Raw genomic sequence first — 23,185 nt, forward strand, 5'->3', positions numbered from 1 at the left:
AGTAGCGCCCGTGTTACCTTGAGGTCCAGTAGCGCCGGTAGCGCCCGTGTTACCTCGAGGTCCAGTGGCACCGGTAGCGCCAGTAGCGCCCGTGTTACCTTGAGGTCCAGTGGCACCGGTAGCGCCAGTAGCGCCCGTGTTACCTCGAGGTCCGGTAGCGCCAGTAGCGCCCGTGTTACCTCGAGGTCCAGTGGCACCGGTAGCACCCGTGTTACCTTGAACACCTTGAGGTCCAGTAGCGCCAGTAGCGCCCGTGTTACCTCGAGGTCCAGTGGCACCGGTAGCGCCCGTGTTACCTCGAGGTCCGGTAGCGCCAGTAGCGCCTGCTGGTCCAGTAGGTCCGGTAGGTCCTTGAATGAACGAAGCAGAATTAACTAGAGCAGTTTGTAATGCTGCTATTAATTTAAGAAGTTCTTGAAGTGTGCAAGGGTCAATTCGGAATAATTTTGTAATGTATAGTAAATAGTTAATGAGATTTTGAAGCTCAATAAATACAGCGCTTGCTACAAAGGTTGGATTTCTTAATATAGTTATTAAGTTTTTAATGATAGCTAACCCTTGTGCTTTCAGGGAGGAAGTAGCGTCTAGTGAACAAATAAATTTACTCAGTAGGTTCAATGTATCGATTAGATCTTCAATATTTTGGGGAGATGGATTTGCGAAAAGTGTTGGGATTATTTTTGTTAAATCAATAATAATCGCACGAAATGTTCTAAGTTGAGCTTTAGTAATTGGGATTGATGGAGTATTTGGGATTCGTCCGGCGCTACTTGGAAAGCATGGTTTGGAGAATTTGTTTTGATTGTCGTTATAACGAGACATTAAATCTCTCCTTTCTCACGAAAATGTGAACGAAACTCATCATAGTAGATGCAGAAATTAGTTAAATGGTCATAGTAAAATCGTTTGTTTAAAGAAAAAATAGAAAAAACGCCTTACAATAAGGCGTTTTTTCTATTTTCTGCGTATTGATAATATCGCTTTAATGAAATTTTTGATTTGAATCCAGCGAGTTTTATAATTTCTGATTCAGGAGTTTCTTTTTTTATTAAGTTTAAAATATAGGTGTTACGAAAATGTTGTCCTGAAATTCCTTTGCGTAAATTGGCTCTAGCCACTTCGAGGCGAATCATTTTTTGTATAGCAATTTCCGTTAATGCCTTTGGTGCATCATTTTCATATACCCACCTGTATGTTCCACGGTTAAAATCGAATGCGACAAATAATGGATCATCACTATGGTATTTAGGACGAACTGGTTCCGGGATGCTTTTGTAATAATTATATAGTTGTTTTTTGTCTTCTTTTGCTAATGTAATTGTTCTTTCTACACCTGCGGTTGCTGGGATTGATAATGTGTTAGTTTCAAAGTGAACGTGATGCATTGTTAATGCTGTAAGTTCCTGTAAGGATAAACCGTAGTCAATCAATAGATTTAAAATAGCAATATTGCGATCCATTAATAAGGGGCGCACAGGAAGTTGTTTTTCTGAAAGTCCTTCTAATGAAGTGACTATATACTTTAACCTTTTTTCTTCATCAGGTGAAATGAAATCTTCGTTACGAAGTGTACGGTCTGGTTGAATAGATATCTCCATATTTTTCAATGGATTAGGAATGTTTAGAAAATGATGCATTCTATTTAGTACAATAAATACACGATGCATCGTTTTTTCTGAGTAATGTCGATTCGTTTTTAAATCGGAAAAGTAATCTTCGTAGTCTTTTGTACAAAGTGTAGCCCATATATTACTGGAAGGGAGCTTTTTGTTTTTTTCTAACCAATGTCCGAAGTCTTCAACGTCATAAACATAACGTTTAATAGTTGAGGGTTTTCGGCCTTTATTCAATAAAAAAATAGAAAAGGCTTGTATTGTATCATGGAATTCCGTTGTCTCCATAGTCCCACCACCTTAATTATTTCTTATATTATAGCAAACTTTTCTGAAAATAGGCATTTACAAGGGGGACAGGAATAATAATATTTGGTGAGTGGATAAAATGAGGTGATTGTATGGAACAATCGATGCGAAAGAAAAACAACAATCAAATTAATATTGTGTTAAACCATCGAAAGAAAATTTCTTTGCCAGCCGCAGAAAATAAAACGGTAATTTCAAATGAAACTACAATTAAACATGAAATGCTGCAGAGAATTGAAGAAGAGATGGGGAAGCTTGTTGGGATGGATGATATAAAAAAGATAATAAAAGAAATATATGCTTGGATTTATGTGAATAAAAAAAGACAAGAGAAGGGATTGAAGTCTGAGAAGCAAGTGCTTCATATGCTGTTTAAAGGGAATCCGGGTACAGGGAAGACAACTGTTGCTAGAATGATAGGAAAATTGCTGTTTGAGATGAATATTCTATCGAAAGGCCACTTGGTTGAAGCTGAACGTGCTGATCTTGTAGGAGAGTACATCGGCCATACAGCTCAAAAAACAAGAGACTTAATAAAAAAAGCAATGGGAGGTATTTTGTTTATTGATGAGGCGTATTCTTTAGCTCGAGGAGGAGAGAAGGACTTTGGAAAAGAAGCAATTGATACGCTTGTAAAACATATGGAAGATAAACAACATGGTTTTGTATTGATTTTAGCTGGATATTCAAGAGAGATGAATCACTTTCTTTCATTAAATCCAGGGCTGCAATCTCGTTTTCCGTTTATTATTGAATTTGCGGATTACTCGGTAAATCAGTTGTTGGAAATTGGGAAAAGAATGTATGAAGAGCGTGAATATCAGTTATCGAAAGAGGCTGAATGGAAATTTAGGGATCATTTACATGCTGTAAAGTATTCGTCGCAAATTACATCGTTTAGTAATGGGCGGTATGTACGGAATATTGTTGAAAAATCAATTCGTACACAGGCGATGCGGTTGTTGCAAGAAGATGCCTATGATAAAAATGATTTAATTGGAATATCGAGTATGGATTTGATGCTCGAAGAGGAGACGCACAGTACATAAACTGTGCGTCGATTTTTGTGTATAAGTTCGTTTACTCTTTTTTTGTTTTTTCTTGGTGTGCTTTATGGAAGTGTTCCATTTTAGCGCTCTTTTCGTGTGCTGAATTAGGATCGTGCCCGAATTGATTTACTGAGCTTTTTTGAGCTCCTTTATTAACGTGGTTTGTCATTTGTATTCACCTCACTTTAAAAATTAGTATAAACATTATATAAAGAAAAAATCGTTAGAAAAGAAAAACCTCTTTACGATATGTAAAGAGGTTAGATTGCTATTTATGCATTGAACGTTCTTTCGTTTCGATACGTCTGTGCGGTAAATGCCATTTGTAATGAATAGAAACCATGCGGAAGCAAACAATTAAAATGAATAAAATGTAAAGAGCCCAATCGCTAACAATAATTTGAGCGCCAATTAAGAAACCTGCTAAAATTGTCCAAAAGGCATATACTTCAGCTCGAAGAACGAGAGGTTTTCTGCGGGCTAAAAGATCGCGAATGATACCGCCGCCGATACCAGTTAAAACAGCTGCTACAATTGTGGCGCTAATTGGTAAATTTAATTTTTGGGCATATAATGCTCCTTGTACAGCAAATGCTGATAAGCCGATAGCGTCAGTGATATTTTCCCACTTTTTCCAATGTCTAATTAACTTATTTGGAAAAAGAAAAATAATAGTCATTGATAAAAGTGCGATTTGGAATAACATGTCTTGTTGCCAAAATGCGACAATCGGATAACCGATTAATAAATTACGAAGGGCACCTCCCCCAAATGCGGTTGCCATTCCTAAAATATACACCCCGAAAATATCATAATCCTCTTCCATTGCAACAATGGCTCCGCTTAGTGCGAAAGCGATTGTGCCTATGATGCTAAAAATCTCCCATGCCATGAATTTTCTCCCCCGCTAACTAGATGAAATGTGCTTCCTCTGCTATTATATTAGAAGGTTTAAATTTCGAAAAGGATGAGTGAACATATTTGATGGAAGAAAAAGAAAAAGTCATATTAGTAGGCTGTCAATTGCCACAAGATGATGATGAAAAATTTATGCATTCCATGAAAGAGCTTGCATCACTAGCGAAGACTGCACGAGCAGAATTGTTAGTGTCAACAACGCAAAAACGACCAAAGTTTCATCCGGCAACTTACATAGGTAAAGGGAAATTAGAAGAGCTTACAATGTTAACTGAAGAATTAGAGCCGGATGTTATTGTATTTAATAATGAATTAACGCCGAGTCAAATTCGGAATTTATCCTCAGTATTAAATGCGAGAGTAATTGATCGAACGCAACTAATACTGGATATTTTTGCGCAACGTGCGAAGTCGAGGGAAGGTAAGCTTCAAGTAGAATTAGCTCAGTTGCAATATACAATGCCGCGTCTTATGGGGCAAGGATTGTCCTTATCGCGTCTTGGTGGTGGTATTGGAACGAGAGGACCAGGTGAGACGAAATTAGAGACGGATCGTCGTCATATTCGATCCCGTATTGATGAAATAAAGAAACAACTTGCAGTTGTTGTGGAACATCGAAAAAGATATCGTGAGAGAAGAAAAGATAATAAAGTATTTCAAGTTTCGTTAATAGGGTATACAAATGCAGGGAAATCGACACTGTTTAATAGATTAACGGAAGCTGATACGTTTGAAGAAAACCTTCTGTTTGCAACATTAGACCCAACGACGAGGAAGATGCCGTTACCTTCTGGTTATACAGTATTACTAACTGATACTGTTGGTTTTATACAAGATTTACCCACTTCATTAATCGCTGCTTTTCGTTCGACACTGGAAGAAGCGGGGGAAGCAGATGTCATTTTACATGTAGTTGATTCCGCGGATCCTAACTACATAGGGCATGAAAAAACAGTAAAACGATTATTATCAGAACTTGAAATTAACCATATTCCTATTATTACGTTATATAATAAAAAAGATGAATTACATCAAAACTTTATTCCGTTTCCGAAAAGTGATTTCTTAATGACTAGTGCTTTTGAAGAAAGTGATTTATTGCGTATAAAAGAAGCGATAGAAACGAAGATGAAGAAAGAAATGGATTGTTATCGAGTGGAAATCCCTCCGAGTGAAGGTAAGTTGTTAACGCTTTTAAAGACGGAAACTCTATTAGCAAAGATGGAGTTTCTAGAAGATAAATTTGTATATGATTGTGCAGGGTATATTTTTACTCATTCATCGCTTAATGTGCAATTAAAGAGATTTTTAGTGGAAGAAGGAGAAAATAAAAATGTTTGATCGTTTGAAAAATGGAGAAAAAATTGCTCCAATTGTAAAAGAAGTAGAGAGTCAGATTACAGAAGTACATAAACGTGCGGATGAAGTGATTGAAAGCAATCAGTTTCGTGTATTAGAAAGTTTTCGGAAACATAAAATTAGTGACTCGCATTTTATCCCGACAACAGGTTATGGTTATGATGATATTGGCCGTGATACGTTAGAAAAAGTGTATGCTGATGTATTTGGGGCGGAAGCTGGACTTGTTCGTCCGCAAATTATTTCAGGTACTCACGCTATCTCTACAGCGTTATTTGGTATTTTACGCCCGGGAGATGAGTTATTGTATATCACTGGGAAACCGTATGATACGTTAGAGGAAATTGTTGGTGTACGTGGGAAAGGTGTAGGTTCATTTAAAGAATATAATATCGGTTACAATGCAGTTCCGCTAACTAGTGCTGGGCTTGTTGATTTTGAGGCTGTTGCAGCGGCGATTCATAATAATACGAAAATGATCGGTATTCAGCGTTCGAAAGGTTATGCTACTCGTCCATCGTTTACTATTTCTCAAATTAAAGAGATGATCGCGTTTGTTAAAGAAATTAAACCTGATGTTGTTGTGTTTGTAGATAACTGTTATGGCGAGTTTATTGAAGAGCAAGAGTCATGTCATGTTGGTGCAGATTTAATGGCGGGTTCGCTTATTAAAAACCCGGGCGGCGGAATTGTTAAAACTGGTGGTTATATTGTCGGGAAAGAACAGTATGTTGAAGCGTGTGCATATCGTTTAACGTCTCCGGGAATTGGTGCGGAAGCTGGAGCGTCTTTATACAGTCTGCAAGAAATGTATCAAGGGTTCTTCTTAGCGCCACATGTTGCAGGACAAGCGCTGAAAGGTGCAATTTTTACAGCTGCGTTTTTAGAAAAGTTAGGAATGAACACGTCACCAGCGTGGAATGCGCCAAGAACAGACTTAATTCAATCGGTTCAATTTGATGATAAAGACCGTATGATTGCCTTCTGCCAAGCGATTCAATATGCATCTCCAATTAATTCGCATTTTACTCCGTATGCAAACTATATGCCAGGTTATGAAGATGATGTAATTATGGCGGCGGGAACATTTATTCAAGGTGCAAGTATTGAATTGTCTGCTGATGGTCCGATTAGACCACCGTATGTTGCATATGTGCAAGGTGGATTAACGTATTCGCATGTTAAAATTGCGATTTGTTCTGCAATTGATGAATTGATTGAAAAGAATTTATTAACAATTTCTTAAAGGGGAGCTGTCGATATCGGCAGCTTTTTTCGTATAAAAGTAACGATTTATGCGATTAGAAAAAAGAATGAAAAAATTTATAAAAAAATCATGTAAGAAAAGCTAACATCTATTGACACTAAACATAACATGTTATAAAATGAGAAGCAGTTAAGGCGAAGGAGGAACTGAAAAATGAAAGAAGATAGACGTTCTGCCCCGCTGTTTCCAATTGGTATTGTTATGGATTTAACACAATTGTCTGCACGTCAAATTCGCTACTATGAAGAGCATAATCTTGTTTCTCCAACCCGTACAAAGGGGAATCGTAGATTATTTTCATTTAACGATGTAGATAAGTTGTTAGAAATTAAAGATTTGTTAGATCAAGGCCTGAATATGGCTGGTATTAAACAAGTGTTACTAATGAAAGAAAATCAAACAGAAGCAGTGAAAGTAAAAGAAGAAACGAAAGAAATTTCAAAAACTGAGCTTCGCAAAATACTTCGAGATGAACTACAACATACAGGTAGATTCAATCGAACTTCATTGCGACAAGGTGACATTTCAAGATTTTTTCACTAAAGATAACTGATTCTGAAGGCGATTAGAGGGACTAAGGAGGAATTTATAATGTCTAGATACACAAAAGAAGATATTTTCCGTTTGGCGAAAGAAGAGAATGTAAAGTATATCCGTTTACAATTTACGGACCTTTTAGGGGTAATTAAAAACGTAGAGATTCCAGTGAGACAATTAACGAAAGCTCTTGATAACAAAATGATGTTTGATGGATCTTCGATTGAAGGTTTCGTACGTATTGAAGAGTCTGATATGTATTTATATCCTGATTTAGACACTTGGGTAATTTTCCCTTGGACAGCTGAAAAAGGTAAAGTAGCTCGACTAATCTGTGATATTTACAATGCAGATGGCACTCCATTTGATGGAGACCCACGTAACAACTTAAAACGTGTGTTAAAAGAAATGGAAGCTTTAGGATTTTCAGACTTCAATCTTGGACCAGAGCCAGAATTCTTCCTATTTAAGGTTGATGAAAAAGGAAATCCAACATTAGAACTAAACGATAACGGTGGATACTTCGACCTTGCGCCGATGGATCTAGGGGAAAACTGTCGTCGTGATATCGTTCTTGAACTTGAAGAAATGGGATTTGAAATTGAAGCATCTCACCATGAGGTTGCTCCAGGGCAGCACGAAATTGACTTTAAATATGCAAATGCAATTCGCTCATGTGATGACATTCAAACATTCAAACTTGTTGTAAAAACAATTGCTCGTAAACATGGTTTACACGCAACGTTTATGCCAAAACCACTATACGGTGTGAACGGTTCGGGTATGCACTGTAACTTATCATTATTTAAAAATGGTGAGAACGTATTCTTTGATGCAAACGGTGACTTACAATTAAGTGATGATGCTCGTCACTTCATCGCAGGTATTTTAAAACATGCACCAGCATTTACAGCGATAGCAAACCCAACTGTAAACTCATACAAACGTCTAGTACCTGGATATGAAGCGCCTTGTTACGTAGCATGGTCTGCACAAAACCGTAGTCCGTTAGTACGTATCCCTGCATCTCGTGGTATTAGCACACGCGTAGAAGTGCGTAGTGTTGACCCAGCTGCAAACCCATATTTAGTAATGGCTACATTATTAGCTGCAGGTCTTGATGGAATTAAAAACAAATTAACTCCACCAGCAGCAGTAGATCGTAACATCTATGTAATGACAAAAGAAGAGCGCGAAGAAGCAGGTATCGTTGACTTACCAGCAACATTAGCGCAAGCATTAGTTACATTACAATCTAATGAAGTAGTATGCGGTGCACTAGGAGAACACTTACTTGAGCACTTCATCGAAGCGAAAGAGATTGAGTGGGATATCTTTAGAACACAAGTTCACCAATGGGAACGCGATCAATATATGTCTCTATACTAAGAGGCTTGAACCCTTGATACAACTCGTATCAAGGGTTTTTTAATTCCCTATTATTACAATTTTATGTGGTTGCAAAATGAAAAATAGCCACATAAAAGCCAATAATTAATAACAAGTAGTGATATCATAGAAAAACATTATCAGATAAACGTAAGTTTTATATAATTTATGAACTAAAAAAGCCTTGATACTACGGTATCAGGGCTTTTTTAGTGAAGTTATTGGATATATTAACTACTAGATAATGGATTGTTTTTGGTTATTTTGAATCATGTTACTAAGAAAATCTTTTCAAAAGAATTGATTTTATCTTTTTTAAATCACTTGTGCTATAACTTAATAATTCTTTACTGCCTGTACAACGCGACCAATTATTTTTACATCTTCAGCTGAAAGGTCGTAAGTTTTTGGTTCGTGGATAGGGTCATTACTCAATGGTATTAAAGTAATGATGCTTCCGGATTTTGAAATCTTTTTCACGGTAGCATCATAACCATTGACTTTTACAACAGCAATTTGTCCGTTTTCAACATAAGGAGTTTCCTCTACTAAAACATAAGAACCATCAGGGAATTCGAGATTCATGCTAGTGCCTTTTACAGTAAGATAAAAATACTTTTTACGCTTGTTTAAAAATGTACTCAGCATGGGTAAATAGCCTTCAATATTTTCTTCAGCGAATATTGGTGTACCAGCTGCTACAGAACCAATGATAGGAATATGAAGAATGTTTGATTGATCGTTTTGGATGGTTTCATAAATAGAAACTTCTTCTTTAACAGTATTGTCCTCTTGAGTTGCGAGTCTTTCTAAATCATCAGTAGTAATTCCTAATCCCTTACAAACTTTTATGACATTATCAACAGACGCTTTACCAATCCCTCTTGATAACATGGATTGCAGTGTTGTGGGGGGGAGACCTATTTTTTCGGCGAAGGCTCTTTTGCTATAGCCAGCTTCTTTTATTAAGCGTGTTACAACCTCTGCTTTTTTCATTACTTTCACCATCTTTCTTATTAAAATGTATACGATATTGCGTATTTCTGTATATATCATAACCTAACTAAAATTGTTAGTAAATAGAAAATTATACGAAATTGAGTATTTAAATACGTTTTTTTGTTGACTAAATACGAAACTGAGTTTATATTTAAATGGAAATGAACGCAATATCGTACAAAAAACAGGTGGTGAGTCAATGTATCCGAATTTGCGTGCAGAGATGGCGAGAAAAAGAATTATGATTACACAAATTTCTTCGCATCTGAAACTTCGCCACGCAACAGTGAGCGACAAAATAAATGGTAAATTTCGTTTTTATTATGATGAAGCTTTTGAAATTAAGAAAACTTTTTTTCCAGAACATAGTTTGGAATATCTTTTTGAATTTGAAGAAAATGAAGCGAATTGAAATCGGAGGAAATTTACTTAAAATGTAACCCTATAATCGAATTATTGAATGATGATTTAATAAGAGGGTTCATATCAAAGTATTTAATTTAAATTCCGATAACTAGTTAATTTGTAAAAAGAAAGTAAAGAATTATGCGTAGTGCGAAATTATCTCAATGCAATAAAGATAGTCCAAAATTAGTAGTGAGGAGGAGATGAGGATGGGGCAATTAATTGACTCATCAGTACATAGTTCATTAGTATTTGAAGTTAATGGCAAAGTAGTAACGGATAGTTTGATAATTGCGAAGATATTCAAAAAAAATCACTTCGACGTTTTGAAGGAAGTTCGAAAACAAATTGTATATGTAGGTGAAGAGTTTGGAGGAGAAAATTTTCACGAGTCCACTTATTTTAATTCAAAGAATAGGCGAATCCCTAAATATGATTTAACAGAAGAAGCATTCACGTTACTTGTTATGGGATATACCAGTAGAGAAGCGGTTGGAATGAAAATCAAATTTATGAAAGAGTTCAAACGAATGAAGCAATATATACAAAATCAACAAAATGTGCCAAAGGATCCAATGGGGGTTTTAAAGTTAACATTTGCTGCGTTAGAAGGACATACTCAGGAGATACAAGAGATAAAGTCTGAGGTGAAGGGTTTGCGAGAAAATACGCCGCTTTATGCTATCGAGTGTGAAGAGATAACAAGGGCTGTAAAAAGGTTAGGTGTTATGTTATTGGGAGGTAAAAATTCAAATTCTTATCAGGATATCGGTCTTAGAAGGAAGTTATATAGAGATATTTATAGTCAGTTACATCGGGAATTTGGTGTGAATAGTTATAAAGCTATTAAACGTTATCATTTGGATAGAGCAATACAAATGATTAATGAAGAATATTCAATTCCAACTGTTTTAAATGAAGCAATTACAGTTAAAAACTCACAAATAAATATGGCAGACATTCAGTAGGAGGAAAGAACATGCAAAGAAAGATTTTAGTAATTACTAGCAGTTTAGCAGGGTTACCAACTGTCAGTGAATTTAAAACAAAAGAAGATGCAAAAGAGCAGGTTAGAAAGCTTATTCAAAAAGGAATGAGTCAAAATGTGATTCGTATAACACAAGAAATTCCAATGAATATCGAAATCCAAGTGGATGTTGAACTTGAGGAATAAGAGAGGTTTAGAAGAAAATAGATATGGATAGCATGATTGTTTTGAATGAATGCATAAGAAAAGAATCCGTTGCAGCGGATTCTATAAGAAAAAATATCTCTAGATAAGTATAACATTGAATACCGTTTTTGAGAATTGATGAGGTGGCTAGTATGGGGATTATTCGAGTGAAAAAAGATAGTAATTATTCCGTTATAAATAATACTGGTTTAAAAGATGAAAGGTTGTCATGGAAAGCGAAAGGAATCTTAGCCTATGCGCTTACATTACCAGACGATTGGACTTTTCATATTAGCGAATTAGCTCGACATGCTAAGGATGGAGAAGATTCGCTCCGTACAGGTTTTAAGGAATTAAAAGAATTAGGTTATGTAAAACGTTATCCTGTTCGTGATGGGAATACAAAGAAAATTAAAAGATGGGATACGGAAATTTATGAAACACCACAAAGGAGAATTCCACGAATGGAAAAGCAAGATGTAGGAAAGCCATATGAGGAAAATCCGACACTACTAAATATTAATAAACTAAATACTAAAATACAAAATACTAATCATGATAATAAGGATAAATTAGAATCTCATATATTATTCGGTGGAGAGTTTAAAAAAATTCATAATTTTTTTAAAGAGAGCGGCATTCCGTTAAGTGAAATTGCATTGACGGAGTTAGGCGATTTTTGTGATTTGTTTAGTAGTGAGTTAATTCAGTATGCAATTAATAAAGCTATTGATGAGAACGCACCAAGATGGAACTACGTTAAAGCTATATTGAGTAATTGGAAGGAGCAAAAAGTTAAAACATTTGCTGATGTGATCGCGCTAGATAGGCGTTTCAAAATGAGTAAGAATAAGAAATTTAATGAATCAGGTAGAAATTATTTGACTAGAAAAGAGGTTGTCCCAGATTGGTTATATAAAGATGACGAACAAACGAATCAAGAAGTGGAAAGACAACAAGCACAATCCACTGATGAAGAGCGTGAGAGATTACAAGAGGTATTAAATAAATATAAGTCTTAAAAAAGATAAAATGGTCGTTGACTTTGATGTTTTAAAATGTTTTTTCTTAATGTAAAGATTAAATGATTTTATTCTTTAAGGATGTTCGATGTATATTGAACATTCACATGAAGATATTCGTGAATGTTTGGAGCAGGTATTAATAATTTGTGATTTCTGTTTGCTTCTTAATGTCCTATAAGGACTGCTAGAAGGGGGTTTTTTTATTATCTAGTCAGGAGTTAATTACAATATTGGAATTCTAAAGAGAAAATGAGTTTATAAATAGTAGGAAATGATTGTGTTTATTAAATGAAAGATGTTCTACAAATAACAAAGATTAAAAAAGCTAATAAGGATATAAGTTTTATTAAATTAGTAGTATTTAAATTTACAAAAAAGAAAGTAGGTGAATCGTTAGATGTTTGAATGGCTCAAAGATTATAAGAAGTTAGAAGAAGAAATTGCTTATTTAGAACACAACTTAGACAAATCAAAAGCGGAATTAAAGCGTTGGACTAGTGGGGACTTGCAAAATGTACGATTAACCGCTGAGTCAGAAGGGGCTAAGGTAGAAGACCGGATTGAAGCAATTGAATATGAATTAGCTCATAAGATGAATGAAGAATATGATTTAAAGCTTTTGATGAATAAGTTTGCAGGACTAGATCATCAAATACTTAAAATGAAATATGTTGATGGAATGACCTTAGAACAAATAGCATTTGAATTGCATTATAGTACAGGCTATATTCGACGCAAACATGCTGAAATAAGAAAGATTGTCAAGTTTTTAGATGGATTTTAATGTTACCTTTTTGTAGGGTACATGCGGTGTACAGAAAGTATTGAAAAAGTGATTTATAGTAGTAATATAAGATTTCGACGAAAGAGCAATTATTTTTATGGTTGCTCTTTTTGTTGTGAAAGAGGTGAGCCACATGAAGTGATTTTATAGATTAATGGGTATTTGGCTAATAACCATATGTAGTAAAGTAGTAGTTTTTTAGACAAAAATAATAGGAAAATAAGGAGATGTTTAGTAATGAGTATATTAGCTGCTTCAGCTACAACAAAAAATCTGCCACAACAAGTGTTACGTTGGCAATCGATGGTAGAAAGTGAATGTTCTGCACAAGGTGTTTCTGAGTTGGTTCCTTACGTACTTGGAATTATTATGGTGGAAAGTGGAGGGAACTCTGAAACAACACCGGATATTATGCAGTCAAGTGAATCACAAGGTTGGTCAATGAATACAATTAAAAACCCTAAAGATTCAATTTATTACGGAGTAAAGCATTTGAAAGGAGCTTTTGATGATGCAAAGAAAAATGGTATTACAGATTTAAGTGCCATTGTTCAATCATATAATTTTGGACGAGCTTACCTTCGCTGGTTAGCTTCTAACAATAAACAACATTCATTACCGGTCGCAGATCAATATTCTAAAACAGTGGTTGCACCATCGCTTGGAAATACGACTGGTGCTATGGTGAAATATAGTAACCCTATCGCTGTTGCATACAATGGTGGTTATCGATATAAAAACGGAGGGAATTTCTTCTACTCTGAAATTGTTAAACAATATGTAGATTTTAATGCAGGTGGAGTTCCGCAACCAGAGGGGATTGGGATGGCAAGATCAATATACTGGGAAGGATATGGCATTAACTATTATGATGGACCACACGGTAACTATCTTGGGGACTTTACGACAGCAGCAGAAGTATTATATTGGGATGCGTACTGGGGAGAAGATAATGATGTTTGGTTGGATTTAGGTAGAAGTCGTTGGGTAAAGGCAGAGCACTATTATTGGAGACCCTTCAAAGCAATATCAAAATTCCCAGAAGGATATGAAGTAAGCTATTGTGATGGAATTGACGGCGCATACAAAGGCAGTATTAATTCAAAAAAACCTCTTACAGTATTCTTCCGTAAAGAAGGCTGGATTGATATTGGTGGGAATAGTTGGGCACCAGAGAAACACTTTGACATTGTAGATATTCGATAAAAAAACAGCTCTGTTAAGAGTTGTTTTTTATCTTTAAACGGTGTTTTAGGCAAGAAGAGTTAGTTATATAGATAATAGCTTTCGATATTTTTGACTAAATTCAGTGACATTTAACTTATGGTTACAAGATGGATATTTTAATAGTAGATAACAATAGGGAAATGTTCTGTCTTGTTCACTTTAAGGTTGGGAAACCTACAGTATATTTAAAAAATAATAAATATAGACAATATAAAAATAGAAAGGAAGATTTATATGGCAACATTTATTTATCCAACAGATATAACGAGAGTAACAAGTGGTTTTAGGGGTGACAGACCGGATCATCATGGGATAGACCTTGCCCAAACAGGCTATCATCCGATTTATGCAGCGGCTAGTGGGAAAGTTAGTCGTTCGTATCTTTCATCTAGTTACGGTGAATGTATTATGATTGTTCATAATATTAATGGAGTTACATGGGAAACTGTATACGCTCATATGCGAAGTGGTTCTCGTACAGTTAAAGAAGGCGATTCTGTTACACAAGGACAAACAATCGGGGTTATGGGAGAAACAGGACAGGCTTATGGTCAACATTTACATTTTGAAATGCATAAAGGCGGCTGGAATATTAATAAGAGTAATGCTGTGAACCCATTAGACTACTTGGGAAAAGGTGGCGTTGTTGGTACACCGCAACCAGAAGGAATTGGGTTCGCAAAATCAATATACTGGGAAGGATATGGCATTAACTATTACGATGGACCGCACGGTAAATATATTGCGGACTTTACGACAGCAGCAGAAGTATTATATTGGGATGCGTACTGGGGAGAAGATAATGATGTTTGGTTAGATTTAGGTAGAAGCCGATGGGTAAAAGCAGAGCATTATTATTGGAGACCTTTCAAAGCAATATCAAAATTCCCAGAAGGATATGAAGTAAGCTATTGTGATGGAATTGACGGTGCATACAAAGGCAGCATTAACTCAAAGGAACCTCTCACAGTATTCTTCCGTAAAGAAGGCTGGATTGATATTGGTGGGAATCGTTGGACACCAGAGAAACACTTTGACATTGTAGATATTCGATAAAAACAACTCTGTTAGGAGTTGTTTTTTTATTCTTAAATTTTTATAGGGGAAAGAAGGAAAATGGAAATGAAGAAAATTGCAGATTTATCTCATCACAATAATTCAATAAATTGGGCTGCAGCTAGTAAAGAGCTAGACCTTGCTATTATACGTGTACAATATGGGTCAAGGACAATTGATAAACGTTATAAAGAGTATGTGCAAGGTTGTAAAGACTATGGTGTTCCATTTGGACACTATGCTTATGGATGTTATGTAAGTGTTCAGGATGCTATTGTAGAAGCAAATGATTTTATGGCACGCGCTGATAAAGAGGCGAAATTTTTAGTATTAGATGTAGAAGATGATACTTTAGCAAGTTGTGGAGCGGCTAACTTAGCAAAAGCTTCGCAGGCATTTATTGATACGTGCCGTGCAGCAGGCTGGAAAGTGGGGCTATATGTATCACACCACATGTATACAAGCTATGGACTAAATACTGTGAATGCGGATTTCCTTTGGATTCCACGTTATGGAAATAAACCAGCATATAGTTGTGATTTATGGCAGTATACAGAAACTGGTAGTCTTGCAGGCGTAACTGGTAATGTAGATTTAAATTATTTAAACAGTGAAAAATCTCTTGACTGGTTTACAGGTAAGGGTGGCGCTGTTGGTACACCACAACCAGAGGGGATTGGGATGGCAAGATCGATATACTGGGAAGGCTATGGCATTAACTATCATGATAGACCACACGGTAAATATTTGGGGGACTTCACAACAGCAGCAGAAGTATTATACTGGGATGCGTACTGGGGAGAAGATAATGATGTTTGGTTAGATTTAGGTAGAAGTCGTTGGGTAAAGGCAGAGCACTATTATTGGAGACCCTTCAAAGCAATATCAAAATTCCCAGAAGGATATGAAGTAAGCTATTGTGATGGAATTAACGGCGCATACAAAGGCAGTATTAACTCAAAAGAACCTCTTACAGTATTCTTCCGTAAAGAAGGCTGGATTGATATTGGTGGGAATCGTTGGACGCCAGAGAAACACTTTGACATTGTGGATATTCGATAAAAACTCCAGTAGTAACTGTTTTTGTATTTTATAAAGTTATGACATAAAAGATAGCTTTAGTAAGAATTATAAGACAGAGAGATAGCGATAAGGACATATTGGTGTTAAAAGATGATAAAAGATTAGAGTCACTCGAATGAGTAATTATTTAGGTTAGAAAAGGAGTGAGAATAATAGAAGAACAGATCTTAAATTCAATGATTCAACAAGGAGCATTCGCAGCTTTATTTGTGTGGATGCTGTTTACTACGCAAAAAAAGAATGAACAGCGTGAAGAACAATATCAAAAAGTTATTGAAAAAAATCAACAGGTCATTGAAGAACAAGCAAAAGCATTTAGTTCGTTATCAAAGGATTTATCAGATGTTAAACAAAAAATCTTGGGAAACGGGGATGAGAAATAAAATATAATATTAAATTATTCGTCGCGTATGCAGATTTCCCAGTAAGAATTCGACTAATATATACTAATGAGAAAAAGCCCTAATACCGCTAAGTATTGGGGCTTTTTTTCATTAATCTATAGTGAATACGGTTATGGTTGATTCTTCAAGAGGAAAGGGCGAATGAATTCCAATATTAATGTAAAGGAAATGAAACCTTGAATGATGTTTAGTGATAATACGTTTTTATTCAAGAGTTCGTTTGTTCATTTTCTAAATTTAAGGAATACATATAGTTGAGTACCTTGCAATAAACAATACTAAGTGGTATATTATGGATATGTCAGGTACCGTGTATTGAACAGTACTGGAATGAGAAAGGGGGATTGCACTTGAACGTTCAGTTTAAAAAAGGTGTGTTAGAACTGTGTGTACTGGCACTTGTGAAACGTAAGGATTGTTACGGTTATGAACTTGTTCAGCAAATCTCAAATAAATTTTTAATATCGGAAGGCTCAGTGTATCCTTTATTACGCCGTTTAACGAAAGAAGGATATTTTCAAACGTATTTAAAGGAATCCACGGAAGGGCCACCTCGTAAATATTATCAATTAACAGAGCAAGGGGAAACGCAACTGAATTTGTTAGTAACAGAGTGGCGTGATTTTGCGAAAGGTGTACAAGAAATTATTGAAGGGGTGGAATGGGATGAGTAAAGAACAGTTTCTTAAGGAATTATCAAGTCACCTTAGAAAGTTACCGGACGAAGAGAGGAAAGATATTTTATTGGATTATGAAGAGCATTTTCAGTTTGGGATAGAAGAGGGGAAAACTGAATCGGAAATAATAAAGGGTCTTGGCTCTCCGAAAGTAATTGCAAAAGAATTGCTTGCGATGTATCGTTTCGATGAAATGAAAAAAGATCCATCAACTTCAAATGTGACAAGAGCTGTTATGGCAGCGATTGGACTTAGTTTGTTTAATTTCATTATTGTGTTAGGCCCATTAGTTGCAATTATTGCTTTTATATTTTCTTTTTGGGTCGGTGGGATTGCTAGTGTAGTGACACCATTTTTCGTAATTGGAAAAGTATTTATGGGTACTTTTATATGGTTAGATTTATTCGTTAGTATAACTTTTGTTGGAGTAGGTTTGCTGTTATGTATTATTGCTTATTATAGTACGAAGTGGTTTAAAAGGCTTTGCGTACGTTATGTAATATGGAACTTCAAAATGATAAAAGGGGAGTAGATGATGAAAAAAATATTGTTAGTAGCAATCGCTTGTATCATTATTGGAGTAATTGGGATTTCGCAAACATATGAAAAAGCAGTGCAAACTGCAGAAGAAGGAAACAAAGAAGATATAATTAAAAACGAAACATTAAAAAATATAGAAGTTAAGTTAGATGCCGGGGATATTGTTGTTCAAAAATCTCCTGACTCTTCTTTTTATGTAAAGCAATCGGGAGATGTACGTAAACAAGAGATTCGTATCGCAGAAGATGGTGACACATTAAAAATTATTGGGGAAAGAGAAAAAGGTGCTTCATTTGATTTTTCTTTTTACGATTTTAGGTTTCAAACGTCTAAATTGACTCTACTTGTGCCCGAACGCTCTTACCAAGATGTAAAAGTAAATGCATCTGCTGGACAAATCGAAATGAGTGATGTGAAAAGTGATAGCGTAAGTGTTAGAACACTTGCTGGAGAAGTAGAGTTGAAACAAGTAACGGCTAAGAATGTGGAGGGATCGACAAAAGCTGGTGAGGTGAACTTTAAGAAGGTATTAGGGAAAGTGACCGCAAAAACAACAAGTGGGGAAATAAATATTCAAGATCATGATTCTAAATATAATCTAGAAGCAAGTTCAACTGCGGGAGATATAGATATTACTTTATCGGAAAAACCACAAGATGCGGTAATTACTGGGCAAAGTGCTGCGGGAGATGTAACGATTTTTAATGAAGAAAATAAAAATGTAACAATTGGAAATGGTAGTAAAAAGATTAGCGGTAAAACGGCTGCGGGAGATGTGACGATTGAAACTCGTTAATAAGAAATAGAATGCATGGAAATCTATCAAAATACAAAAAGAAGATAATTACCGTATATAAATAAGGTAATTATCTTCTTTTTGTTATTTTTAATGTAAATCACGATATACGCCAATTACTTTCCCGATAACTGACACTTGTTTTAAAATGATAGGTTCTAATGAAGAGTTTTCTGGTTGTAGACGGAAATGGTCTTTTTCTTTATAGAAACGTTTAACTGTTGCTTCGTTATCCTCTGTTAAAGCGACTACAATTTCACCATTATATGCAGACTGCTGTTGGCGAACAACAACTAAATCTCCATCGAAAATACCAGCTTCAATCATACTATCTCCAGAAATACGTAACATGAACACTTGGTCTGCTCCAGCAACAATACTAGCTGGAAGTGGGAAATGTTCTTCTACGCTTTCGACCGCTGTAATTGGTAAACCAGCAGTGACTTTTCCGACAATTGGAACTTGAATAACAGATTGTGTTTCCGTATCCATTCGGTCTTCACCTAAAATTTCAATGGCACGTGGTTTTGTTGGATCGCGTCGAATGTATCCTTTTTCTTCTAATCGTGATAAATGTCCGTGCACTGTAGAACTAGAAGCGAGGCCGACTGCTTGACCAATTTCACGTACGGAAGGTGGATATCCTTTTTCTTGTACTTTTAGCTTAATAAAGTCGAGAATGTCTTGCTGGCGTTTCGTTAACTTTTCCATGTTTTCTAACACCTCGTTTTCTTTCATTTTTCTTATTAATAAGTATAACATGTGAAAAAACATTCTACAAACATAAGTTCGAACAAATGGCGGATTTATGTTACACTATAGGGAAATAATAGGGAGAAAGAGGGGTTCAAAATGAATGCAATTATTTATGCACGTGTGAGTACAACGAAAGAAGCGCAAGAAACATCATTATTACGTCAAAAAGATGAATTATTGCATTTAGCTGAGCGCTATCAAATGAATGTTACTAAGGTGATTGAAGAGCAGGCTAGTGGATATACAATTGAACGTGACGGTATATTAGAGGTGTTGGATACAATTCGAGACGAACAAATTGATGTGTTACTTATACAAGATGAAACGCGTCTTGGTAGAGGAAATGCGAAGATCGCGTTAATGCATTGTTTACATAAAGAAGGCATAAAAGTATATACGCATACACATAATGGTGAATTACAATTGTCGGATTCTGATTCAATGGTATTAGATATTATTGGTATTGTTGAAGAATATCAAAGAAAGATTCATAATTTGAAAATTAAACGAGGTATGCAACGTGCAGTAGAAAAAGGTTATCGTCCAGAAAAAAATTTAAAAAATCGTCATTTAAGTGTAGGAAGAGAGAAAAAAGAAGTGCCAATTGAGGAAATTGTACGTTTGCGAAAAAGTGAACTCACGTTTGAAGAAATTGCAGCAACATTACGTGGATTTGGTCATAATGTTTCAAAGGCGACTGTACATCGTAGATATGTAGAGTATACGAAGCAATTGCTTGATAAAGAAGAGTAACTATTGTATGATAATAATCAGTTTTGATTAGAAGGGGGATTCGAGATGATTAATCACGAACTCGTTGAACGCATTAACTTCTTAGCGAAAAAAGCAAAAGCTGAAGGTTTAACTGAAGAAGAGCAACGTGAGCGTCAATCGCTACGTGAACAATATTTAAAAGGATTTCGTCAAAATATGTTAAACGAACTTAAAGGAATTAAAGTTGTTAACGAAGAAGGTACAGATGTTACACCGGCGAAATTAAAAGCTTTAAAAAAGCAAGATAATGCAAAATTAAATTAAAAGATGGGCGAAGCCCATCTTTTTTTATTTGTAAAAAATCGTTAGTTAATAACTTTCCAGTTGTTATTAACTGTTGCTTCTATCGTTTTATGTTCCAATATATAATTAGCGATAAGTTCAGACATATCTGTGGGTATATCTTTTACTACCGGTTTGTTTTGAAACATAAAGAAATTTCCCCCGCCACTTGCACGATAATTATTCATTACAACGTCATATTCTTCATTCATATTAAGAGGAGCACTGTTATGCTGTAAAGATTCTACTCTTTCACCAATTGGTTTTGAAATGTTTAATACGTATGAAATCCCTTCCCACATATCATAATTATAATGTTGTGGCTTTGGTTCTATGTAGGTAGGACTTACGGTGATGGATCCATCTGTTTTTAATGTGAAATAAGAAGCAGAGAGTTCAAGAGCATTTTTTATGTCCGCTCCAGTTAGTCTAATTACTTTTAATGTGTTCGGATAAATATAATTAGAAACGATGTCACGCATTGTTACATGTTCCGGGAAACCTGGAGATGTATTATGGAACAAACTTGTACAAGAAATTGATACATTAGCTATATCCATCTGTATTTTATTTATGAATTCGATAAAAGGATGATCATGCAAACGAGTTTGCATAGCATCTGAAATTTGCATATCCCCCTGAATGATTCCAATAGGTTGATCAAGCCACTTTTGTGTTTTCTCTTCGTAATCGGCTACCAATGAAAGTACATCTTGGTCAGCCTCAACTCCTTGTACAGATAATAATTCAGAAGAACTCTCTTTTTTAACCCATTTATGTTTTGTTTTTTCGAATGTTATTTTTACTTTTCCAACTGAGTGTCCATTACATCCGGTCTGTAAAATTGTTACACCGTTAGCCATTGTGTGAGCAATTTCCCGGTGCTGGTGGCCTGTTAATAAAATATCTATGTCTTCAATTTCATGGCACATTGCATATCCTTGGTTTTCTCCTGTTAAAACTTCAGTCGGTACCCCGGTTTGTAAATCTCGTTCAACTCCCCCGTGATACGCTACGACTAGTAAATCTGGTTTCTCATGTTTGCGAATGTAAGAAACCCACTTTTTCGTTGTTTCTAATGCGTCTTCAAATTGTAAGTCTTTAATGTGATGGGGTTGTTCCCAATTGGTAATGTAGTGCGTTGTCACCCCTAAAATAGCAATTTTTATATTGGATTCAATCTGTTTGATTATATAAGGTTTTCCGAAATAAGGCTTCTTTATGTTTTTATCTAAAATGTTTGCTGATAGGTACGGGAAGTTCGCAGTAGTCACAGCATTATTTAATATATCCATCCCGTAATTAAACTCATGATTGCCGATAATTGCAGCGTCATACTGTAAGTAATTCGCTAATAAGGACATTGGGTTTTTTTTGTTTTTTTCGTATGTAACATAATGATAAGTAAATGGTGTTCCTTGAATAAAGTCGCCATTATCAATTAAAAGAACGTTTGTATTTTGGGAACGTTCTTTTTTTATAAGAGTAGAAATTTTAGCTAAACCAAGTTCTGCTGGGGAGTTATCTTGGTAGTGAATAGGATAAACAGTGCCATGTATATCGCTTGTTAATAAGATGTTTAAAGTTACAGTTTGATTTTGTTCCAATATGACTCACCTTTTCTATTGTTATCTTCCAATTCATCATATCAAATATGTGAAGAGAATTTTAATGTGAGTGTATAGAATGTGTAAAGATTCTGTAAATAATCAATTATTTGTAAAAATATGTGATATATTTCTTCATGTTTATGAAAGGTTATTTTATAACAATGAAAAATGGAGGCATTAATATGTTGAAAAAAGTTTTTGCAATGAGCACAACAGTTGTACTAGCAGCGGGATTATTAAGTGGCTGTGGAACGAAGGAATCAAGTGCAAGTAAAAATGAAGATACGAAAAAAGGGTATGTACCGAAGACTTTAAATGTTCAATTTGTTCCTTCTCAAAATGCAGATACGTTAGAGGCGAAGGCAAAACCGCTTGAGAAGCTATTAAGTGATAAGTTAAATATTCCAGTAAAAGTTAGTATTTCAACGAACTACAATACAATTGTAGAAGCGATGGCATCTAAACAAGTAGATGTAGGATTTTTACCGCCAACAGCGTACGTATTAGCACATGAAAAGAAGGCTGCAAATGTAATTTTACAAGCACAACGTTTTGGAGTAGAGGATGAAACAGGAGCTCCTACAAAAGATTTAGTAGATTATTATAAATCTGAGTTTGTTGTTAAAAAAGACTCTAATATAAATAGTGTAAAAGATTTAAAAGGTAAAAAGATTGGTTATCAAGATGTAACATCATCAGCAGGGTATGTATGGCCTGCAGCTGTTCTATTAAAAGAGGGAATTGATCCGTTAAAAGATGTGAAACCTGTTACATTAAAAGGTCACGATCAGTCGCTTATTGCTCTTTTAAATGGTGACGTAGATGCAGCTGTTGTATTCCAAGATGCTCGTAATATTGTAAAAAAAGATTATCCGAATATATTCGAGCAAACGAAAATAGTGAAATTTACGGAGAAAATTCCAAACGATACGATTTCGGTACGTTCTGATTTAGATGAAGAGTGGAGCAAGAAATTACAGGATGCTTTCATTGAAATTGGAAAAAATGAGGAAGGTCACAAAATCATTAAAGAAGTATATTCACATGAAGGATATGTTAAATCTGATGATAGTAAATTTGACATCGTTCGTGAATATGGGAAGAAAGTAAAAACGCAATAATACATATGGAAATGGCAGCTAGCTGAAAGGG

27 protein-coding genes are annotated in these 23,185 nt (G+C 35.4%); 20 read left to right on the forward strand and 7 right to left on the reverse strand.

Annotated elements, in window-relative coordinates:
* Both ACTFP3_RS08335 and ACTFP3_RS08340 read right to left on the reverse strand, forming a co-directional pair.
* Positions 1–822, reverse strand: an 822-nt coding sequence (locus tag ACTFP3_RS08335) for a collagen-like repeat preface domain-containing protein (RefSeq protein WP_440010026.1), incomplete at its 3' end; no start/stop codon positions are given.
* A gap of 113 nt (positions 823–935) precedes the next feature.
* Entirely contained in the window at positions 936–1,901 is a 966-nt protein-coding gene (locus ACTFP3_RS08340; RefSeq protein ID WP_000450326.1) for a tyrosine-type recombinase/integrase, read from the reverse strand.
* 113 nt (positions 1,902–2,014) lie between these two features.
* Here ACTFP3_RS08340 and spoVK point away from each other — a divergent pair, with 113 nt between their 5' ends.
* Positions 2,015–2,971 carry a stage V sporulation protein K gene (gene spoVK / locus ACTFP3_RS08345; RefSeq protein WP_000438178.1) on the forward strand — a complete coding sequence of 319 codons (957 nt, stop codon included), beginning with the start codon at positions 2,015–2,017 and terminating at the stop codon, positions 2,969–2,971.
* Between the two features lie 31 nt (positions 2,972–3,002).
* Here the strand turns inward: spoVK and ACTFP3_RS08350 are convergent, their stop codons facing one another.
* Together ACTFP3_RS08350 and ACTFP3_RS08355 are read right to left on the reverse strand one after the other, a co-directional pair.
* Positions 3,003–3,140, reverse strand: coding sequence for a hypothetical protein (locus ACTFP3_RS08350; RefSeq protein ID WP_440010029.1), 138 nt, complete (start codon positions 3,138–3,140; stop codon positions 3,003–3,005).
* Between the two features lie 99 nt (positions 3,141–3,239).
* Positions 3,240–3,863: a trimeric intracellular cation channel family protein gene (locus tag ACTFP3_RS08355; protein WP_000312267.1), complete on the reverse strand. Its 624-nt coding sequence runs from the start codon at positions 3,861–3,863 to the stop codon at positions 3,240–3,242.
* Positions 3,864–3,955: 92 nt separating this feature from the next.
* Between ACTFP3_RS08355 and hflX the strand changes: the two genes are divergently transcribed.
* The 4 genes from hflX (at position 3,956) to glnA (ending at position 8,441) form a co-directional block, all read left to right on the forward strand.
* Positions 3,956–5,230: a GTPase HflX gene (hflX, locus tag ACTFP3_RS08360; RefSeq protein WP_000391407.1), complete on the forward strand. Its 1,275-nt coding sequence runs from the start codon at positions 3,956–3,958 to the stop codon at positions 5,228–5,230.
* Entirely contained in the window at positions 5,223–6,494 is a 1,272-nt protein-coding gene (locus ACTFP3_RS08365; RefSeq protein ID WP_440010032.1) for an aminotransferase class I/II-fold pyridoxal phosphate-dependent enzyme, read from the forward strand. Before hflX ends, ACTFP3_RS08365 begins: the two co-directional genes overlap by 8 nt.
* Before the next feature lie 174 nt (positions 6,495–6,668).
* Positions 6,669–7,058, forward strand: coding sequence for a transcriptional repressor GlnR (glnR, locus tag ACTFP3_RS08370; protein WP_000656783.1), 390 nt, complete (start codon positions 6,669–6,671; stop codon positions 7,056–7,058).
* Between the two features lie 48 nt (positions 7,059–7,106).
* Positions 7,107–8,441, forward strand: a complete 1,335-nt coding sequence (glnA, locus tag ACTFP3_RS08375) for a type I glutamate--ammonia ligase (protein WP_000092763.1) — start codon at positions 7,107–7,109, stop codon at positions 8,439–8,441.
* A gap of 336 nt (positions 8,442–8,777) precedes the next feature.
* On the opposite strand, the gene ACTFP3_RS08380 is transcribed toward glnA, so the two are convergent.
* Positions 8,778–9,437: a LexA family protein gene (locus ACTFP3_RS08380; RefSeq protein WP_033692152.1), complete on the reverse strand. Its 660-nt coding sequence runs from the start codon at positions 9,435–9,437 to the stop codon at positions 8,778–8,780.
* A 202-nt stretch (positions 9,438–9,639) separates the two neighbouring features.
* Between ACTFP3_RS08380 and ACTFP3_RS08385 the strand changes: the two genes are divergently transcribed.
* The 12 genes from ACTFP3_RS08385 to ACTFP3_RS08440 all read left to right on the forward strand — a co-directional run bounded on the left by ACTFP3_RS08385 (position 9,640) and on the right by ACTFP3_RS08440 (position 18,611).
* Positions 9,640–9,852, forward strand: coding sequence for a hypothetical protein (locus ACTFP3_RS08385; RefSeq protein WP_000283431.1), 213 nt, complete (start codon positions 9,640–9,642; stop codon positions 9,850–9,852).
* Between the two features lie 202 nt (positions 9,853–10,054).
* A complete protein-coding gene (locus ACTFP3_RS08390) occupies positions 10,055–10,813 on the forward strand; it encodes a phage regulatory protein (protein WP_000531222.1) in 759 nt (252 codons plus the stop codon).
* An 11-nt stretch (positions 10,814–10,824) separates the two neighbouring features.
* The gene (locus ACTFP3_RS08395; RefSeq protein WP_001189065.1) at positions 10,825–11,019 is read left to right on the forward strand and encodes a hypothetical protein; all 195 of its coding nucleotides are present in this window, start codon (positions 10,825–10,827) and stop codon (positions 11,017–11,019) included.
* Between the two features lie 152 nt (positions 11,020–11,171).
* Positions 11,172–12,041, forward strand: coding sequence for a DnaD domain protein (locus tag ACTFP3_RS08400; RefSeq protein ID WP_139846898.1), 870 nt, complete (start codon positions 11,172–11,174; stop codon positions 12,039–12,041).
* Positions 12,042–12,441: 400 nt separating this feature from the next.
* Complete coding sequence (locus ACTFP3_RS08405) at positions 12,442–12,828, forward strand: hypothetical protein (protein ID WP_000464423.1); 387 nt, start codon at positions 12,442–12,444, stop codon at positions 12,826–12,828.
* Positions 12,829–13,065: 237 nt separating this feature from the next.
* Complete coding sequence (locus ACTFP3_RS08410) at positions 13,066–14,034, forward strand: lysozyme family protein (RefSeq protein ID WP_087967178.1); 969 nt, start codon at positions 13,066–13,068, stop codon at positions 14,032–14,034.
* 255 nt (positions 14,035–14,289) lie between these two features.
* Positions 14,290–15,111, forward strand: a complete 822-nt coding sequence (locus ACTFP3_RS08415; protein WP_000190128.1) for a M23 family metallopeptidase — start codon at positions 14,290–14,292, stop codon at positions 15,109–15,111.
* Between the two features lie 66 nt (positions 15,112–15,177).
* Entirely contained in the window at positions 15,178–16,173 is a 996-nt protein-coding gene (locus ACTFP3_RS08420) for a GH25 family lysozyme (RefSeq protein WP_002183845.1), read from the forward strand.
* A 173-nt stretch (positions 16,174–16,346) separates the two neighbouring features.
* Positions 16,347–16,577, forward strand: a complete 231-nt coding sequence (locus ACTFP3_RS08425) for a BhlA/UviB family holin-like peptide (protein ID WP_033690712.1) — start codon at positions 16,347–16,349, stop codon at positions 16,575–16,577.
* A 371-nt stretch (positions 16,578–16,948) separates the two neighbouring features.
* On the forward strand, positions 16,949–17,272 hold the full coding sequence (locus tag ACTFP3_RS08430) for a PadR family transcriptional regulator (protein WP_001102620.1): 324 nt from the start codon (positions 16,949–16,951) through the stop codon (positions 17,270–17,272).
* Positions 17,265–17,807 carry a DUF1700 domain-containing protein gene (locus tag ACTFP3_RS08435; RefSeq protein ID WP_326036446.1) on the forward strand — a complete coding sequence of 181 codons (543 nt, stop codon included), beginning with the start codon at positions 17,265–17,267 and terminating at the stop codon, positions 17,805–17,807. Before ACTFP3_RS08430 ends, ACTFP3_RS08435 begins: the two co-directional genes overlap by 8 nt.
* Positions 17,808–18,611, forward strand: coding sequence for a DUF4097 family beta strand repeat-containing protein (locus tag ACTFP3_RS08440; RefSeq protein ID WP_000976106.1), 804 nt, complete (start codon positions 17,808–17,810; stop codon positions 18,609–18,611).
* A 90-nt stretch (positions 18,612–18,701) separates the two neighbouring features.
* Here the strand turns inward: ACTFP3_RS08440 and lexA are convergent, their stop codons facing one another.
* On the reverse strand, positions 18,702–19,322 hold the full coding sequence (gene lexA, locus ACTFP3_RS08445; protein ID WP_000413738.1) for a transcriptional repressor LexA: 621 nt from the start codon (positions 19,320–19,322) through the stop codon (positions 18,702–18,704).
* Positions 19,323–19,463: 141 nt separating this feature from the next.
* On the opposite strand from lexA, the gene ACTFP3_RS08450 reads away from it, so the two are divergent.
* The gene (locus tag ACTFP3_RS08450) at positions 19,464–20,120 is read left to right on the forward strand and encodes a YneB family resolvase-like protein (protein WP_000991469.1); all 657 of its coding nucleotides are present in this window, start codon (positions 19,464–19,466) and stop codon (positions 20,118–20,120) included.
* A 45-nt stretch (positions 20,121–20,165) separates the two neighbouring features.
* The gene (locus ACTFP3_RS08455; protein ID WP_000607014.1) at positions 20,166–20,405 is read left to right on the forward strand and encodes a DUF896 domain-containing protein; all 240 of its coding nucleotides are present in this window, start codon (positions 20,166–20,168) and stop codon (positions 20,403–20,405) included.
* 41 nt (positions 20,406–20,446) lie between these two features.
* Here the strand turns inward: ACTFP3_RS08455 and ACTFP3_RS08460 are convergent, their stop codons facing one another.
* The gene (locus ACTFP3_RS08460; RefSeq protein ID WP_139846897.1) at positions 20,447–22,030 is read right to left on the reverse strand and encodes a bifunctional metallophosphatase/5'-nucleotidase; all 1,584 of its coding nucleotides are present in this window, start codon (positions 22,028–22,030) and stop codon (positions 20,447–20,449) included.
* A gap of 185 nt (positions 22,031–22,215) precedes the next feature.
* Between ACTFP3_RS08460 and ACTFP3_RS08465 the strand changes: the two genes are divergently transcribed.
* Complete coding sequence (locus ACTFP3_RS08465) at positions 22,216–23,154, forward strand: phosphate/phosphite/phosphonate ABC transporter substrate-binding protein (RefSeq protein WP_000915065.1); 939 nt, start codon at positions 22,216–22,218, stop codon at positions 23,152–23,154.
* Positions 23,155–23,185 lie beyond the last annotated feature (31 nt).

The sequence above is a fragment of the Bacillus cereus group sp. MYBK5-2 genome (assembly GCF_051915685.1).
Classification (GTDB): domain Bacteria; phylum Bacillota; class Bacilli; order Bacillales; family Bacillaceae_G; genus Bacillus_A; species Bacillus_A cereus.